Source organism: Nonomuraea ferruginea (genome assembly GCF_039540635.1).
Lineage (GTDB): Bacteria > Actinomycetota > Actinomycetes > Streptosporangiales > Streptosporangiaceae > Nonomuraea > Nonomuraea ferruginea.
This window is the reverse complement of the sequence record NZ_BAABFD010000021.1, coordinates 1-16386: the sequence shown is the minus strand read 5'-3', so window position 1 is coordinate 16386 and position 16386 is coordinate 1. Positions and strand designations below refer to the sequence as shown.

Annotated in this window: 13 protein-coding genes; all 13 read right to left on the bottom strand. The window is 72.9% G+C overall.

All coding sequences use genetic code 11. From position 1 onward, the window contains the following. Positions 1-81: 81 nt before the first annotated feature. Positions 82-582: a cell division protein SepF gene (locus tag ABD999_RS33665; protein ID WP_148032670.1), complete on the bottom strand. Its 501-nt coding sequence runs from the start codon at positions 580-582 to the stop codon at positions 82-84. 138 nt (positions 583-720) lie between these two features. Beyond that, positions 721-1413 (bottom strand): YggS family pyridoxal phosphate-dependent enzyme, encoded by a 693-nt coding sequence (locus ABD999_RS33660; RefSeq protein WP_271279029.1) that lies wholly within the window; start codon positions 1411-1413, stop codon positions 721-723. A gap of 187 nt (positions 1414-1600) precedes the next feature. Then, a complete protein-coding gene (ftsZ, locus tag ABD999_RS33655) occupies positions 1601-3103 on the bottom strand; it encodes a cell division protein FtsZ (RefSeq protein ID WP_271279030.1) in 1503 nt (500 codons plus the stop codon). 367 nt (positions 3104-3470) lie between these two features. Continuing rightward, positions 3471-4133, bottom strand: a complete 663-nt coding sequence (locus ABD999_RS33650; protein ID WP_148032673.1) for a cell division protein FtsQ/DivIB — start codon at positions 4131-4133, stop codon at positions 3471-3473. Between the two features lie 12 nt (positions 4134-4145). After that, on the bottom strand, positions 4146-5555 hold the full coding sequence (murC, locus tag ABD999_RS33645) for a UDP-N-acetylmuramate--L-alanine ligase (RefSeq protein WP_271279031.1): 1410 nt from the start codon (positions 5553-5555) through the stop codon (positions 4146-4148). Beyond that, positions 5552-6628, bottom strand: coding sequence for an undecaprenyldiphospho-muramoylpentapeptide beta-N-acetylglucosaminyltransferase (murG, locus tag ABD999_RS33640; protein WP_148032675.1), 1077 nt, complete (start codon positions 6626-6628; stop codon positions 5552-5554). The genes murC and murG overlap by 4 nt, the downstream gene beginning before the upstream one ends. A 12-nt stretch (positions 6629-6640) precedes the next feature. Beyond that, positions 6641-7933 (bottom strand): putative lipid II flippase FtsW, encoded by a 1293-nt coding sequence (gene ftsW / locus ABD999_RS33635; RefSeq protein WP_219543413.1) that lies wholly within the window; start codon positions 7931-7933, stop codon positions 6641-6643. Beyond that, positions 7930-9294 (bottom strand): UDP-N-acetylmuramoyl-L-alanine--D-glutamate ligase, encoded by a 1365-nt coding sequence (murD, locus tag ABD999_RS33630; RefSeq protein ID WP_271279032.1) that lies wholly within the window; start codon positions 9292-9294, stop codon positions 7930-7932. The genes ftsW and murD overlap by 4 nt, the downstream gene beginning before the upstream one ends. After that, on the bottom strand, positions 9294-10349 hold the full coding sequence (gene mraY, locus ABD999_RS33625) for a phospho-N-acetylmuramoyl-pentapeptide-transferase (RefSeq protein ID WP_148032678.1): 1056 nt from the start codon (positions 10347-10349) through the stop codon (positions 9294-9296). Before mraY ends, murD begins: the two co-directional genes overlap by 1 nt. Next, complete coding sequence (locus ABD999_RS33620; protein WP_345483066.1) at positions 10346-11764, bottom strand: UDP-N-acetylmuramoyl-tripeptide--D-alanyl-D-alanine ligase; 1419 nt, start codon at positions 11762-11764, stop codon at positions 10346-10348. The genes mraY and ABD999_RS33620 overlap by 4 nt, the downstream gene beginning before the upstream one ends. Then, positions 11761-13293, bottom strand: a complete 1533-nt coding sequence (locus tag ABD999_RS33615) for a UDP-N-acetylmuramoyl-L-alanyl-D-glutamate--2,6-diaminopimelate ligase (RefSeq protein WP_271280481.1) — start codon at positions 13291-13293, stop codon at positions 11761-11763. Before ABD999_RS33615 ends, ABD999_RS33620 begins: the two co-directional genes overlap by 4 nt. A gap of 37 nt (positions 13294-13330) precedes the next feature. Beyond that, positions 13331-15061, bottom strand: coding sequence for a peptidoglycan D,D-transpeptidase FtsI family protein (locus tag ABD999_RS33610; RefSeq protein ID WP_449289669.1), 1731 nt, complete (start codon positions 15059-15061; stop codon positions 13331-13333). A gap of 902 nt (positions 15062-15963) precedes the next feature. Further along, on the bottom strand, positions 15964-16386 hold a 423-nt coding region (ftsL, locus tag ABD999_RS33605; RefSeq protein WP_486348712.1), incomplete at its 5' end, for a cell division protein FtsL.

The following is a 16386-nucleotide window of genomic DNA, read 5'->3' as shown; positions in this document are numbered from 1 at the left end:
GGTCCGGCCGCGCCTCCACTTCTGATGCACTCCCCCGGTCTCGGCGAGACCCGGTTGAGTCCGATTGACATACAGAGCACTCTAACTCTGGTTGAAGAACCCGCGTTCCGCGATTCGAGCCTTGTCCTCGGCGGTCACCTCGACATTGGCAGGGGACAACAGGAACACCTTGTTGGTAACACGTTCAATGCTTCCATGTAGGCCAAAGACCAGACCTGCCGCGAAATCGACGAGCCGTTTTGCGTCGCTGTCGACCATCTCAGTCAGGTTCATGATGACGGGGGTGCCGTCACGGAAGTGCTCGCCGATGGTTCGGGCTTCATTGTACGTGCGGGGATGCAGGGTGGTGATCCGGGCCAGGTCGGTGGTACGGCGCTCAAGGACAGTGGTGGCCGGCCTGGGGGCGGGGACGGACGGATCGGTGTCCTCCTCCCGGTCCTGGACCGTGACAGGCCGGTCCTCGCCCGCGCGCTGGACGTCGTCCTCGTACGGGTAGTCGTCGGGGTAGGTCTCGTACCTCTCGTAGCGGTCGTCCTCCACGAGACCGAGGTAGACCGCCATCTTGCGCATCGCGCCGGCCATCGCTAAGTCGTCCTCCTGCTCATGGTCGCACTCGCTCGGGCCTGTCGCCGGGTCCGAGGCGGTAGCCGTACCCCCTTGGAGCTCACCGCTGATCGACCTCTACCGGATCATGGGCCTGAAGACCCACTTGAGGGGACATTACCTGACGAAGAGCTTCCGACGGCCGAGCAACGCCGTACCGACCCGCACGTGTGTCGCGCCGTGGGCGATGGCCTCCGTCAGATCGTCGCTCATCCCCGCGGAAATCATCGTGGCACGTGGGTGCCTCTCCTGTACGGCCACCGCGACATCACGCAGCCTCGCGAACGCCTTGGCCGGATCCTCGCCCAGCGGCGCCACCGCCATGACCCCGCCGAGCCGCAGACCGGGAGCGCCGGCGATCAGGTCGGCCAGCGCCGGCACGTCGGCCAGGACGGCGCCGCCGCGCCCCGGGTCGTCGTCGAGCGCCACCTGCACCAGGCAGCAGACCTCCCTGCCCCGCTTGACGGCCTCCCCGCTGATCGCCCTCGCCAGCCGGGGCCGGTCCACCGAGTGGATCACGTCGGCGTACCCCACCACGGAGCGGACCTTGTTCGTCTGCAACTGACCGACGAAGTGCCAGGTCAGCGTCAGGTCGGCGCACTCGCGCGCTTTCGGCGCGGCCTCCTGGTCGCGGTTCTCGCCCACGTCGCGCAGGCCCAGCCCGGCCAGGATCCGCACGTCGTCGGCCGGGTACGTCTTGGTCACGGCGATCAGCGTCACCTCGTCCCGGTCCCGCCCCGCCGCCCGGCACGCCTCGGCGATCCGCTCGTCCACCTCGGCCACGCGCGAGGCGATCTCTTCCTTCCGCACGCCTCTCCTTCCTGTCAGCCCATTCTCCCCCGCACACCACGCACCCGCCTGAGGGGAGGACCCCCGGGACGCCCTGTCGCCCCGCCCTCCACCGGCAGCCCCGCGAACGGGGCCTGACATGGCGGCGCCGCTCCCGTACCGCGTCACGGGGTGCGCAGGCGGAGGGAGCGGCGGCCGGGTGGAACGGTTACTTGAGGAAGTCGGGGACGTCGAGTTCCTCCTCCTGCTCCTCGAAGACCACCGGACGACGTTTGCCGGGCTCCGACATGCGGGAGGTGATGGGCGTGGGCGGATTGGCAGGCTCCGGAGCGGGGCGCGGGATCGACACCGGGCCGGAAGGCCCGTCAGCCGGCGTCTCGTCGGCGGAGGAGGCCGGGGCGGGGTCCTGGACGCTCTCCGCCGGACGCACCGGCTCGGGGCGGGGCTCCGGGCGCGGCTCGGGGCGTTGTTCCGTACGGGGCTCCTGGCGGAAGTCCGTGCGGGGCTCCGGCCTGAAGTCGGAGCGCGGCTCGGGACGGGGCTCGGGACGCGGCTCCTGGCGGAAGTCGGAGCGCGGCTCCTGGCGGAAGTCCGTACGGGGCTCCGGCCTGAAGTCGGAGCGCGCCTCGGGGCGCGCGGGCTCCGGCTTGGGCGGCGTCGGCGCGCTGGAGCGCAGCCCGGACGGCGGCACGCTGGAGGCGGCGCCGGTGCCGCTCGCGGCGGCGGGGCGGGTCTGCGGGCGCGGCGCCTGCTTGTCGTTCTGCGGCACGTCGTCGAACCCGGCGGCGATCACGGTGACCCGCACCTCGTCGCCCAGCGCGTCGTCGATGACCGTGCCGAAGATGATGTTGGCGTCGGGCGCGGCCGCCATGGACACGAGCTGCGCCGCCTCGTTGATCTCGAACAGGCCGAGGTCGGAGCCACCCGCGATCGACAGCAGCACGCCGTGGGCGCCGTCGATGCTGGCCTCCAGCAGCGGGCTGGAGACGGCCATCTCGGCGGCGGCCACCGAGCGGTCGTCGCCGCGCGCGTGGCCGATGCCCATGAGCGCCGAGCCGGCGCCGGACATGACGGACTTCACGTCGGCGAAGTCGAGGTTGATCAGACCGGGCGTGGTGATCAGGTCGGTGATGCCCTGCACACCGGAGAGCAGCACCTGGTCGGCGGCCTTGAACGCGTCGAGGACGCTGACCTGCCGGTCGGAGATCGACAGCAGCCGGTCGTTGGGGATCACGATGAGGGTGTCGACCTCGTCGCGCAGCGTCTCGATGCCGGCCTCGGCCTGCATGGCCCGGCGGCGGCCCTCGAAGCTGAACGGCCGGGTGACCACGCCTATGGTCAGGGCGCCCAGGGAGCGCGCGATGTTGGCCACGACGGGGGCGCCGCCCGTGCCGGTGCCGCCGCCCTCACCCGCCGTGACGAAGACCATGTCGGCCCCCTTGAGGACCTCCTCGATCTCCTCGCGGTGGTCTTCGGCCGCCTTGCGCCCCACGTCGGGGTTGGCCCCCGCGCCGAGGCCGCGCGTGAGCTCGCGGCCCACGTCCAGTTTGACGTCGGCGTCACTCATCAGCAGCGCCTGGGCGTCGGTGTTTATCGCGATGAACTCGACGCCCTTGAGTCCCTCTTCGATCATCCGGTTGACGGCGTTGACTCCGCCGCCGCCGATGCCGACGACCTTGATGACCGCGAGGTAGTTCTGCGGTGCTGCCACGACGAGGGGCCTTTCCGCTCGTTGACTTGCCATTTCGGTGCGGATTGTCTCCGCGTCTTGTCAGTTCGGGTAACTCTCAACCTCAAGTTGAGATTTAGATTTATGTCAACCTGAGGATTGATACGGACAGTAGGAGTTACGCTCCGGGCGGGTCAACTAACCGCGCCGCAAGCACGTCCGGCGTGTCGCGGGCTGTCCGTTTCGCTCTGACGTCTTGCCTGGTCGGGTACTCCCTGCCGCTCTACCCGATCTACAGGCTCTCACGTCGCGCCTGCTGCCCGGCACAGGCTCGGCGACACGCCTGGCGGGAAGTCGCCGTGTTTCCCGGGTACGCGCGATGCTTCGCGGCGTCTTATCCGGAATTGGATCACTTGAGGGTCACCACGTCCGGAGAGCTCACGTCGTACACCTCGGCCTTGCGCTTCAACAGGCTCCGCAGGATGCGCGCCTTGGCCTCGGGCCGGTCGGTGCCGCCCCAGACGACGGTGCGCCCGTCGGACAGGCCCAGGGTGACGTCCTCCCCCGTCGTGGCGCTGACCTGGCGAACCCGCCCCGAGATGCTCGCCGGCAGGCCGCGCACCACGTCCAGCGCCGCCATGGTGGCGGGGTCGCCGACGGCCGGACTGGCCACCTTCAGCACCGGCAGCATGGGCGGCGCCACGTCGCGCAACTCGATGACCGCCCCGGTCTTGTCGATGACGGCGATCTTGTCGCCGGCCGGGATCTGCGCGACCGGCTCCCGCTCGACCACCTCTATGCGGAGCGTGGCGGGCCAGACGCGGTCGACCTTCGCGGAGGCGACCTGACGGATGCCGCGGACCCGGTCCTCGACCTGTGCCAGATCGACGGTGGCGAGCGGGTGCAGATCGGGCACCGCCGCGGCTTTCCTCACCACATCGGGCGCTAGTGTGACATTTCCCACGATCTCCACCGTCCGGACTCCGAGCACCGGCGAGAAGAACACCAGCCACGCCGCCGTGCCCACCACGCCGGCGGTGAGCAGCACCAGGAAGACCTTGCGAGCGGTCACCGCGCCCCCGGCTCAGCGCGACAGGGCCGCGACGATCCGCGGCCCCAGCTCGGTGACGTCTCCGGCGCCCATGGTGAGCACGAGGTCGCCCGGTCTGGCGCGGCCCGCGACGAAGTCGGCCACCGCCGACCGGTCCGGCACGTACGCCACCCGCTCGGCGGGCAGCGGGACCAGACCGGCCACCAGGGCCCCGGACACGCCCGGCTCGGGATCCTCGCGGGCGCCGTACACGTCCAGCACGATCGCCTCGTCGGCCAGCCCGAGCGCGGTGCCGAACTCGTCGGCGAAGAACCGGGTGCGCGAGTAGAGGTGCGGCTGGAAGATCGCGATGACCCGGCCGTTGCCGGAGTAGGAGGCGACCACGTCGCGCGCCGCTCTGAGGTCGGCGGCCAGCTCGGTCGGGTGATGGGCGTAGCTGTCGAACACCACGACTCCGCCGGCCTCGCCCTTGGCCTCGAAGCGCCGCTTGGCCCCGGTGAAGGCCGCCAGCCCGTCTCTGATCTCCTCGAACGGCAGGCCCAGCTCGTCGGCCACGGCGATCACCGCGGTGGCGTTGAGCGCGTTGTGCGCCCCGGGGACGGCCAGCCGCACCTCGCCCTTGCTCGCGCCCGGCCCCTCGACGGTGAAGACGGTGCCGAACCCGTCGGGCCTGACCCCGGAGATCCGGTAGTCGGCGGCGGTCCCGTACGTCACCACGCGCTTGCCGCGGCGGCGGGCCACCTCGGCCACCTCGGCCGCGCCCGGGTCGTCGGCGCAGACCACGAGGAGCTCGCCGACCCGGTCGACGAACCGCGCGAAGCTGTCGTGCACGGCGCGCGGGTCGCCGTAGTTGTCGAGATGGTCGGCCTCCACGTTGGTGACCACGGCGATCTCCGGGGCCAGCATGAGGAACGAGCCGTCGCTCTCGTCGGCCTCGGCCACGAACACCGTGCCCGAGCCCTCGTCGGCGCCCAGGCCGGTCGTGACGAGCTGGCCGCCCACGCAGTAGGACGGGTCGGCGCCGCACTTCTGCAGGGCGACGGTGAGCATCGAGGTGGTGGTGGTCTTGCCGTGGGTGCCGGCGATCGCCACGCCGGTGCGGCCGGACATCACGGCGGCGAGCGCGGCGGCCCGCGGGATGACCCGCAGCCGCTGCTTGAGCGCCTCGCCCAGCTCGGGGTTGGAGTCGCGGATGGCGGTGGACACGACCACCGTGTCGACGTCCTTGATGTGCGAGGCGGCGTGGCCGATGTGCACGGTGGCGCCCAGCTCGCGCAGCTCGGTGACCAGCTCGCCGCTGCGGGCGTCGCTCCCGGACACGCGCACGCCGCGCTTGAGAAGGATGCGCGCGATGCCGGACATGCCCGCACCGCCGATGCCGATGAAGTGGACCCTGCCCAGTTCTTCCGCGGCGACGGGATCGACCAGCTTGACGAGACTCATCGGACTATCTCCAACACTTTCCTGGCGAGCGTGACGTCCGCGTCCTTCATGCCCAGCGCCGAGGCCGCCTCTGACATGACGGCGACCCGTTCGGGGTCGTGGAGAAGGGGCAGCACGTGATCAATGATCCAATCAGATGACAGTTCGGCGTCGTCCACCAACATGCCGCCCGCGCCCGCCGTGACGCGCTCGGCGTTCATCCGCTGCTCGCCGTTGCCGTGCGGCAGCGGCACGTACGCGGCGGGCAGGCCGACGGCGGTGAGCTCGGCGCAGGTGAGCGCGCCGCTGCGGCACAGCGCCACGTCGGCGGCCGCGTAGGCGAGGTCCATCCGGTCGAGGTACGGCAGCAGGACGTACTGAGGGTCGCCGGGCGGCGGCTCGTGCTCGACGGTGTTCTTGGCGCCGACCACGTGCAGCACCTGCACCCCCGCGGCGCGCAGGGCGGGCGCGGCCGCCAGCGCGGCGTCGTTGATCGACCTGGCGCCCTGGGAGCCGCCGAACACCAGCAGCGTCGGCCGGTCGGTCTGCAGCCCGAACCAGGAGCGGGCCCTGTCGCCCATGGACAGCCGGTCGAGCTCGACGATCTGGCGGCGCAGCGGGGTGCCGATGTATTCGGCCTTGGCGATCGAGGCGTCGGGGAAGCCGGTGAAGACGTGGTCGGTGAGCTTGGCGCCGAGGCGGTTGGCCAGGCCGGGCTTCGGGTTGGCCTCGTGGACCACGATCGGCAGGCCGCGCCGCTTGGCGGCGAGGTAGGCGGGGGTGGCGACGTAGCCGCCGAAACCGACCAGGATGTCGGCCCGCGTCCGGTCGAGGACGGCGGCGACCGCGTTGACCGCCCCGGCGAGGCGGCCGGGGACGGTCAGCAGCTGCGGCGTGAGCGCCCTGGGCAGCGGCACGGCGGGCACCAGCTCCAGCTCGTAGCCCCTGGCCGGGACGAGACGGGTCTCCAGCCCCCGCTCGGTGCCCACGCAGGTCACGCCGATGCTCGCGTCGAGGCGGCGCAGCGCGTCGGCCAGGGCGAGCGCCGGCTCGATGTGCCCGGCCGTCCCGCCACCGGCGAGGACCACCCTCATGTCGGTCACTCCCTAACGTCTTCCTCGGCCTCTGGTCATACCCCCCAGGCCAAGCCAGCTTAGGGCCCGCACGGCCGGTCCGGGGCCACGCGCGGCCAGAGCCTCACGCGCCCCCGGCTCCCGCTTGGCGAACGACAGCAGCATGCCCAGCGCCGCCAGCGTGGGCAGCAGCGCGGACCCGCCGTAGGAGACCAGCGGCAGCGGGATGCCGGTGATCGGCAGGACCCCGAGCACCGCGCCCATGTTGACGATGGCCTGCCCGACGACCCAGGCCACGACCGCGACGGAGACCAGCCGGACGAACGCGTCGTTGACCCGGGAGGCCACCCGCAGCCCGGCGTACCCGAGCAGGCCGAACAGCGCGACCACCAGCAGCGTGCCCATCAGCCCGAGCTCCTCGCCGAGGATGGCGAAGATGAAGTCGCTCTCGCCGTGCGGCAGCCAGTCCCACTTCTGCCTGCTGCTGCCGAGCCCGAGCCCGAACCAGCCGCCCGAGCCCATCGCGATCTGCCCCTGCACGGCCTGGTAGCCCGCGCCCTGCGCGTCGGCCCACGGATCGAGGAAGGCGCCGACGCGGGCCAGCCGGTAGGGCTCCACGGTGATCATGATGACGGCGGCCAGCACGGCGAGCGAGAGGATGCCGCCGAACAGCTTGACCGGCGCCCCCACCACCCACAGCAGCGCCAGGAAAATCAGGAACAGCACGAGCGTGGTGCCGAGGTCGCTGCCGAGCATGACCAGGATGGCCAGGATGGCGGTGCCGGGCAGCAGCGGGATGAGCATCTGCCGCCACTCGATGCGGCCCTTGCGCACCCGCCGCGCCAGCAGGTCGGCCCCCCACAGCGCCAGCCCGAGCTTGGCCGGCTCGGACGGCTGGACGGTGAACGGGCCGAAGTAGATCCACCGCTGCGCGCCCAGCTCGGACGAGCCGATGAACAGCACCAGGACCAGCGCGATGATCGACAACGCCATCAGCGGGTAGCCCATCCACCGGAAGAACCGGTAGGGCAGCTGCGTGAAGAACCACATGATGGGCAGCCCGACGGCCGCCGACAGCGACTGCTTGATGAACCAGTAGAACGGGTTGCCGGTCTCCTGCATCGCCTCGATGCTGGAGGCGGAGAGCACCATCATCAGCCCGAGCGCGAGCAGCAGCAGGCTGCACCCGAGGATCAGGTAGTAGGTCGCCAGCGGCTTGTCGAGGAGCTCCTTGAGCGTGCCGAGCCGCTCGCGGGCCCAGGTGGACGGCTGCTGCGTGGCGGCCGGGCGGGCGGGCTCGGCGCGTTCGCCGGTGGCCGTGCTCACGTGCCCGCCTCCAAGGCGCGTACGGCTCGCGCGAAGGCCTCCCCTCGGGCCGGGTAGCCGGGGAACATGTCCAGCGAGGCGCCCGCCGGGGCGAGCAGCACGGTGTCCCCGGGGGAGGCGAGGCGGGAGGCTTCGGTCACGACACGGTCCATCACACCAGTGTCCTGACCTTCGATGTCCACGACGGGGACATTCGGCGCGTGTCGCGCGAGAGCTTCGGCGATCCTGGCCCGGTCGGCGCCGAGCAGGACGGCTCCGCGCAGCCGCGGCGCGGCCTGGCTGACCAGGTCGGCCACGTCGGCGCCCTTGAGCTGCCCGCCGGCCACCCACACGATCGACGGGTAGGACGCCAGCGCGGCCGCGGCGGCGTGCGGGTTGGTGGCCTTGGAGTCGTCCACGTAGTCGACCTCGGCGACCCTGGCGACGTGCGCCAGCCGGTGCGGGTCGGGCGTGAAGTCCCGCAGGCCCTGCCGCACCGCTTCCGCCGGCACGCCGAACGCGCGGGCCAGCGCGGCGGCGGCCAGGGCGTTGGCGACGTTGTGGGGCGCGAGCGGCCGCACGTCGGCGAGCGTGGCGAGCTCCTCGGCCGCCTCCACGGGGTCGCCGACGAAGGCCCGGTCGACCAGCAGGTCCTCGACCAGGCCGACCTGGCCTGGCTTGGGGACGCGCAGCGTGAACCCGACCGCGCCGGGGTACGGACCGGCCAGCCTGGCGCACTCCGGGTCGTCGGCGTTGTAGATCACGGTGCCGGCCCGTTCGAAGACGCGTCCCTTGGCGGCCGCGTAGGCGTCCATCGAGCCGTGCCAGTCGAGGTGGTCGGGCGCCACGTTGAGCACGGCCGCGGCGTGCGGGGCGAGCGTGGCCGACCAGTGGAGCTGGAAGCTGGACAACTCGACCGCGAGCACGTCGTACGGCTCGCGCACGGCTTCGACGACGGGCACGCCCACGTTGCCGACGGCGGCGGCCTTGTGACCGGCGGCGGTCAGCATGGCGGTGAGCATGCGCACGGCGGTGGTCTTGCCGTTGGTGCCGGTGAGCGCCAGCCAGGGGGCGGGCTCGGCGGGCCGCAGCCGCCAGGCGAGCTCCACCTCGCCGATCACCTCGACGCCCGCCGACAGGGCGGCGGCGATCAGCGGGTGGTGCGGCGCCCAGCCGGTGGTGACCAGCCGGGTGGTGCCCTCGGGCAGCGACAGCGGGCCGAGCCGGACCTCCACGCCGCGGCCGGACAGCTCCGCCGCCGCGGCCAGCTGCCGCTCTCCCCCGCCGGACTCCACGACCACCACGCGCTCGCCCCGCCCGGCGAGGGCCCTGGCGACGGCGGTGCCGGACACGCCCAGCCCGGCGACGCAGGTGAGACTCATCAGCGGGGCATCCATTCGACGTAGAACAGGCCGAGCCCGAGCGCCGCGCACAGGCCGGCGATCAGCCAGAAGCGGACCACGATCGTGGTCTCGGCCCAGCCCTTGAGCTCGAAGTGGTGCTGCAGCGGCGCCATCCGGAACACCCGTTTGCCGGTCATCTTGAAGAAGCCGACCTGGATGATCACCGACAGGGTGATGACCACGCAGAGCCCGGCGAGGAGGATGAGCAGCAGTTGGGTGCGGGTGGCGATGGCCAGGCCGGCCAGCACGCCGCCGAGGGCCAGCGAGCCGGTGTCGCCCATGAAGATCTTGGCGGGCGGGGCGTTCCACCACAGGAAGCCGACGAGCGCGCCGAGCACCGAGGCGGCGACCACGGCCAGGTCGAGCGGGTCGCGCACCCAGTAGCAGTTGGGGCCGAGCTGGTCGATGCAGTTGTTGCGGAGCTGCCAGTTGCCGATGAGCACGTACGCGCCGAGCACCACGCCGGTGGCGCCGCTGGCCAGGCCGTCGAGGCCGTCGGTGAGGTTCACCGCGTTGGAGAACCCGACGATCATGATGAGCACCCAGATGGTGAACCCCACGATGCCGATCGACGGGCCGAAGTCGCGCAGGAAGGAGAGCCGGGTGTCGGCGGGGGTGATCTGGTAGATGTTCGGCTGCTGGGTGACCAGCACGGCGAAGATCGCGCCCACGATGAGCTGGCCGAACGCCTTGGCGCCGCTGCGCAGGCCGAGGCTGCGCTGCTTGTAGATCTTGATGAAGTCGTCGAGGAAGCCGACGGCGCCGAGCCCGGTCATCAGGAACAGCACGAGCAGGCCGGAGGCGGTGACCGGCTCCAGCGTGGCCAGGTGGGAGGCGCCGTAGGCGAGCAGCGAGCCGAGCACGATGACGGTGCCGCCCATGGTGGGGGTGCCGCGCTTGCCGTGGTGGCCGGACGGACCCTCCTCGCGGATCTCCTGGCCGTAGCCGCGCCTGGAGAACACCCGGATGGCCAGGGGGGTGCCGAGCATCGACAGGACGAGCCCGACGGCGCCGGCGATGATGATGTTGGTCACCGGCCTGCACCTCCCAGCAGGAGCTCGGCGGTGCGCTCCAGGCCCATGGCGCGCGGGCCCTTGACGAGCACGACGTCGCCGGGGCGCAGCCACGGGCCGAGCTCGGCGGCGGCGGCCTGGGCGTCGGGCACGTGCACGATGCGGGGCAGCGGGGTGCCCGGGGGCCCGCCCCGCTGCGCCTGCTCGGCGCCGGCGTGGGCGCCTTGGAGCACCGGGCCCGCGTCGGGGCCCGCCACGATGAGCCCCGTCAGGCCGCCCGCGCCGGCCAGGCGGCCGACCTCGGTGTTCAGCGCCTCGCTGTCTTCGCCCAGCTCGCGCAGGGCGGCGATGACCGCGAACCGCCGCCGGTCGCGCCCGAGCACGGCGAGCGTCTCGAACGCGGCCCGCATCGAGTCGGGGTTGGCGTTGTAGGCGTCGTTGACGATCGTCACGCCGTCGGGGCGGTCGGTGACCTCCATCCGCCACCGGCTGCGCGGCTCGGCCGCCGACAGCTCCTCGGCGATGGCGGCGACGGGCAGGCCCAGCTCGTAGCCCGCGGCGGCGGCGGCCAGCGCGTTGTCGACCGCGTGTGCTCCGTACAGCCTGAGCCTGACGGGGGCGGCGCCGGAGGGGGTGCGGAGCGTGAACGAGGCACGCCCGCGCTCGTCGGCGGTGACGTCGTCGGCGCGGATGGCCGCGTGCTCGCCGCGCCCGAACAGGGTGACGCGCGCGTCGGTGCGCGTGGCCATGGCGTGGACCAGCGGGTCGTCGGCGTTGAGCACCGCGACGCCGGTGCGCGGCAGCGCCTCGACCAGCTCACCCTTGGCCTTGGCGATGGCCTCCTTGCCGCCGAACTCGCCGATGTGGGCGGTGCCGACGTTGAGGACCACGCCGATCGTGGGCGGGGCGATGCGGGCCAGGTCGGCGATGTTGCCGATGTGGCGGGCGCTCAGCTCCAGCACCAGGTAGCGGGTGTCGAGGCCGGCCTTGAGCACGGTGAGCGGGTGGCCGATCTCGTTGTTGTGGTTTCCGGCCGGGGCGATCGTCGGGCCGATCCTGGCGGTCAGCCGCGCGAGGAGGTCCTTGGTGGTGGTCTTGCCCGCCGAGCCGGTCACCCCGATCACGGTCGCGTTCGGCAGCGACGCGGCCTGCGCGGTCGCCAGCTCGGCCAGCGCGGCCGTGGTGTCGGGCACGATGACGGCGGGCGCCTCGACCGGGCGGCCGGCCAGCACCGCGACGGCGCCGGCCCGCACGGCCTGCGCCGCGTAGTCGTGCCCGTCGACGCGGGCGCCTCTGAACGCGACGAAGAGGGATCCCGGCTCGACGGCCCGCGAGTCGATCACGACGGGGCCGCGCACCACGGCGCGGGGGTCGGCCATGCCCGACAGCGCGCCCGAGGTTATCTCGGCGATCCTGGCCAGAGGCAACGGGATCATTCGTACTTCCTGCTTTCCTTGCGTGCGTCGATCGCTGCGGCGACCACCTCCCTGTCGTCGAAGGGGATCACCTCGCCTGAAACGTACTGGCCCTGCTCGTGGCCCTTGCCTGCCACGACTATGACGTCACCGCGCAAGGCGCGGTTCACCGCGAGGTCGATGGCGGCCGCGCGGTCGGGCTCAATGATCACATGAGCGCGCTCCTCGCGGGGCACGCTCAGCGCCCCTTCCATCATCTCGGCCAGGATGGCCAGCGGATCCTCGGAGCGGGGGTTGTCGCTGGTGAGAACCGCCACATCGGCCAGCCGCGCGGCGGCCTCGCCCATGAGCGGCCGCTTGCCCCTGTCGCGGTCGCCGCCGCAGCCGAGCACGACGGTGAGCCGGCCCGCGGTGACCTCGCGGAGCGAGCGGAGCACCGACTCCACGGCGCCGGGTTTGTGCGAGTAGTCGACGACGGCCTGGAACTCGTCGCCGGCGCCGGTGACCCGCTCCATCCGGCCGGGCACCCCGGTGAGGGTGCCGACGCCGTGGACCGCGGTCTGCAGCGGCACGCCGGCCTCGACCAGGGTGACGACGGCGCCGAGGGCGTTGGCGACGTTGAACGGGCCGGGCAGCGCGATCTGCGCGTCGGCCTCGACGCCGCCGGGGCCGACGATCCTGAAGGCGCTGCCGTCGGCGCCCAGGCGGGCGTCGAGCGCCCGCCACTCGGCGCCTGGGTCGCCCTGGGCTGAGAACGTGGTCATCGGCACCTTGGCCAGGCGCAGCAGCTCGCGGCCGTAGGGGTCGTCGACGTTGGTCACGCCGATCCGGCTCAGCTCGGGCTGGAAGAGCTTGGCCTTGGTGGCGAAGTAGTCGTCGAGGTCCTTGTGGAAGTCGAGGTGGTCCTGCGACAGGTTGGTGAACAGCGCCACGTCGTAGAAGACGCCGTCGACGCGGTTGAGCGCGAGCGCGTGGCTGGAGACCTCCATGGCGGCCGCGGTGACGCCCTGCTCGCGCATGAGCGCGAACAGGCCGTGCAGATCCGACGCCTCCGGGGTGGTGAGCCCGGCCTCGAAGCACAGGTCGCCGGCGTGGATCTCGACGCCGCCCACCAGGCCGGTGCGCAGGCCCGCCGCGCGCAGCCCCGCCTCCAGCAGGAACGTGGTGGTGGACTTGCCGCTGGTGCCGGTGACGCCGAGGACCGTGATGTCGCGGGCCGGGTGACCGTAGACCCAGGCGGCGACCTGGCCGAGCAGGGCGCGCGGATCGGGCACGACGAGCACCGGCAGGCCGGTGGCGACGGCCGCGTCGCGGCCCGCGGCGTCGGTCAGGACGGCCACGGCGCCGCGCGCCATCGCCTCGGCGGAGAAGTCGGCGCCGTGCGCGCGCGCACCGCGCAGCGCGACGTAGAGGTCTCCGCGCCGCGCCTGGCGGGAGTCGTGGGTGACGCCGGTGAGCGCGGCGTGCGGCGACCGCGCGGTGCCGGTCTCGGCATCGAGCATGGTCGCCAGCGCGGTCAGCGGGCGCGGCGGGCTGTCGGTGGGACGCATGGACGGGGGACGCACGGCGGCAGCGTACCCTCCCCTCTCACTGCTCCGCGCCCGCGCGCGCCGGAGACGCGGCAGAGCCTGTAGGCGGGATCTTCCTGCTCTTGAGAGCGAACGTCATCACATCCTTGAACACCGGGGCCGCGATCTGACCGCCGTAGTGGCCGTTCTTCGGGTTCTGCAGCACCGACAGCACCACCAGGCGGGGCGCGTCGGCGGGCGTGAAACCGGCGAACGAGGCGGTGTAGCCGTCGTAGCGGCCGAGGTCGGCATCGTAGCGGTTCGCGGTGCCGGTTTTGCCCGCCACCCGATATCCCGGGATGGCGGCCAGCTCGCCGGTGCCCTGCGCGCCGACCGCGTCCTCGAGCATGGCGGTGATCTCCTTGGCGGTGGCCGTGCTGATGACCCTGGTCTTCTTTCCGGGCTTGGCCGGCGTGAACGTGCCGTCGGGGGCGGTGGTGCCGGCGACGATCCTGGGCTCGACCTTCACGCCGCCGTTGGCGATCGTCTGGTAGACGCTGGCCATCTGCAGCGCGGTCACCGACACGCCCTGCCCGTAGGCGATCGTGCAGCTCTGGCTGCCCGACCACTTGTCGTGGTGCGGCAGCAGACCGGCCCCGGCGCCCGGCATGTCGCCGCCGGGTTTGGTGCCGAACCCGAACGCCTTGAGCATGTCGTACAGGCCCTCGCTGCCGACCCTGCGCGCCGCCATGACCGTGGCGACGTTGCTGGACTGCGCCATGGCCTGGGCGAAGGTCATGTCCTCCGGCGGGTGGGCGTGGGCGTCACGCAGCACCCGGTCGTAGCACTGGATGTTGTCCTTGACGTGGAAGACCGTGTCGGAGTCGACCACGCCGGCCTCCAGCGCGGCCGCGGCGGTGATCACCTTGTTGGTGCTGCCGGGCTCGAACACGTCGGCGGCGGCGCGGTTGAGGTAGTGAGACTCGGGGGCCTCGCGCCAGTTGGCCAGGTCGAGCTCGGGGGCGTTGGCCATGGCGATGACGTCGGCGGTGCGCACGTCCATGACGATGACGGTGCCGCTGCTCGCGCCGGCGGATTCGACCTGCTCGCCGATCGCCTTCTGGGCGGCCCACTGGATGTCGCGGTCGATCGTCAGGCGCACGTCGCGCCCGTCGACGGGGGGTGTGCGCTGGCTGCCGGTCATCGGGATGCGCTGCAGGTCGCGGCCGGTCTCGATCTGCAGCTCGCCGTCGGTCCCGGCCAGCGCGGTGTTCTTCACCTGCTCGATCCCGGTCAGGCCGTCCTTGTCGTCGCCGACGAAGCCGATCAGGCTGCCCGCCAGGTCGCCGCCCGGGTAGACGCGGCGGAAGGTGCTGGTCGCGTTGAGCGACGGCACCGGCTCCTTGAGCAGCCGGTCGGCCACGGGCGGGGCGACGCCCCTGGCCAGCAGTTGGTAGCGGGTGTCGGTCCTGGCCAGCTTGGCGGCCATCTCCTCCACGGGCCTGCCGAGGGTGCGGGCGAGCAGCGAGGCCACGCCCTGCCTGACCTCGGCGGGGATCTTGGACGGGTCGATGGAGATGTCGCGAGCCTCGACCGTGAGCGCCAGGTTGTGCCCGTTGACGTCGGTGATGGAGCCGCGCTTGGCCGGGATCTTCTCGACGTGCAGGCGCTGCTTGGTGGCCGCGGCCTCGTAGACCTTGGAGTCGAGGCCCTGCATCTGGATGAGGCGGCCGGCGAAGATCGACAGGATGAAGGTCATGGCGATGAGGCCGATGCTGATGCGCCGCTTCGGGCTGCCGAGGCGGAGCACGAGCGGCGGTTTCGGCGGCGGGGGCGGCTTGCGGCCTCCGCCGCCCGCGCGCGGCCGCGCCCCGTCCTGGGGGTCGCGCCGCGCGCCTTCGCCGGCGCGGACGCGGGTGCCCCCACGGCCGCCCGCGTCCGTGCCGGCACGTGTCGCCGCGCGTGGCCCTTCCCCGGGGCGCGCGCGTCCGGCGTCCTCGTCCCGGGGACGCCGTACGGGGTTGTGGGCCTGGGTGCGGCGCGCCGAGCCGTCGTCTCGGCCGCGCGCGTCGCCGTCGCCGCGTGATCGGTCGTGCGGGGGGCGCCGGGCGGTGTCGGAGGGCCTGCGGCGGAACGCGTCGTCCTGCCGCGCCTCCGTGTCGCGCTGCCCGGCCCGGCCGCGCGAGGGGCCGGCGTCGCGCCGGTGGTCGCTCTCGTCGCGGCGGAACCGCTCTCCCCGGGCGGACCCCCCGCGCGCGCCTCCGGGAGACGCCTCACCATCACGCTGCCCGGCCCGGCCGCGCGACCGTTCCTCCGCGTGCGGGCCACCCGCCGGGAGGTCGTCCTCGCCCCGGCGGGAACCGCCCCGCTGGGAGGTACGGCCGCGTGACCGTTCGTCGGCGTGCGGGCCTCCAGCGGGGAGGTCGTCATCGCCGCGGCGTGGTCTCCCCTGCCCGGGGCGGGGCCGGCGTGGGCTGCCGGGAGCGGGGTCGTCGTCGGGGACGTCGTCGTCGGCCGGGGAACCGCCCCGGGAGCGGGGAGTGTCGCCGAAGGGGAGGTGGAAGGGGTCGTCCGGGGACGCGGCACGGCCCGTGCCGGGGCGCCCCGCCCGTCCGGGACCGCCCGGCGTACGACGAGCGGCGCCGGGCCCTCCCTGAGAGCCGGCGCCGCCCCCGCCGCGACCGGGGCCCTGCCCCCTGCCGCCGGAGTCTCTCACCGTGCCGGGCCCGCCTGACTGGAGGCGGAGCCGTCGTAGTTGTTGACCGAGTCCCAGTCACGGCGCATGTCGAGGTCCTCGGCCCGCTCGGCGACCCTGCCGGGGAGCTTCTCCTCCTCGATCTTGCGCTGGAGGTCCTCGTTCTGCTGGCGGGCGGTGGAGATCTCGTCGACCAGGTTGGAGGCGGTCATCGAGTCCTGCGCCAGGACGGTGTTGAGGAGCAGCAGGGTGACCAGGCCACCGCACAGCAGCCCGACGACGAGCAGCACGAACGGGGCGCGCTGGCGCCGCGCGGGCCGCCCGGCGGCGGGGCGCCGCGGGCGCGCCTGCTCGGGCCGAGCGGCCTCGGGACGCGGCTTGCGCACGCCGGGACGCGCCCTGCGCGGCTCTGTGACGGTGCGCGACCCGCGCAAAGTCGG

Coding starts and splice junctions, on each gene's coding strand:
- ABD999_RS33665 (WP_148032670.1), bottom strand. CDS start 582: ATGGCCGGCGCGATGCGCAAGATGGCGGTCTACCTCGGTCTCGTGGAG.
- murC (WP_271279031.1), bottom strand. CDS start 5,555: ATGAGTCTCGTCAAGCTGGTCGATCCCGTCGCCGCGGAAGAACTGGGC.
- murG (WP_148032675.1), bottom strand. CDS start 6,628: ATGAGGGTGGTCCTCGCCGGTGGCGGGACGGCCGGGCACATCGAGCCG.
- murD (WP_271279032.1), bottom strand. CDS start 9,294: ATGAGTCTCACCTGCGTCGCCGGGCTGGGCGTGTCCGGCACCGCCGTC.
- ABD999_RS33620 (WP_345483066.1), bottom strand. CDS start 11,764: ATGATCCCGTTGCCTCTGGCCAGGATCGCCGAGATAACCTCGGGCGCG.
- ABD999_RS33615 (WP_271280481.1), bottom strand. CDS start 13,293: ATGCGTCCCACCGACAGCCCGCCGCGCCCGCTGACCGCGCTGGCGACC.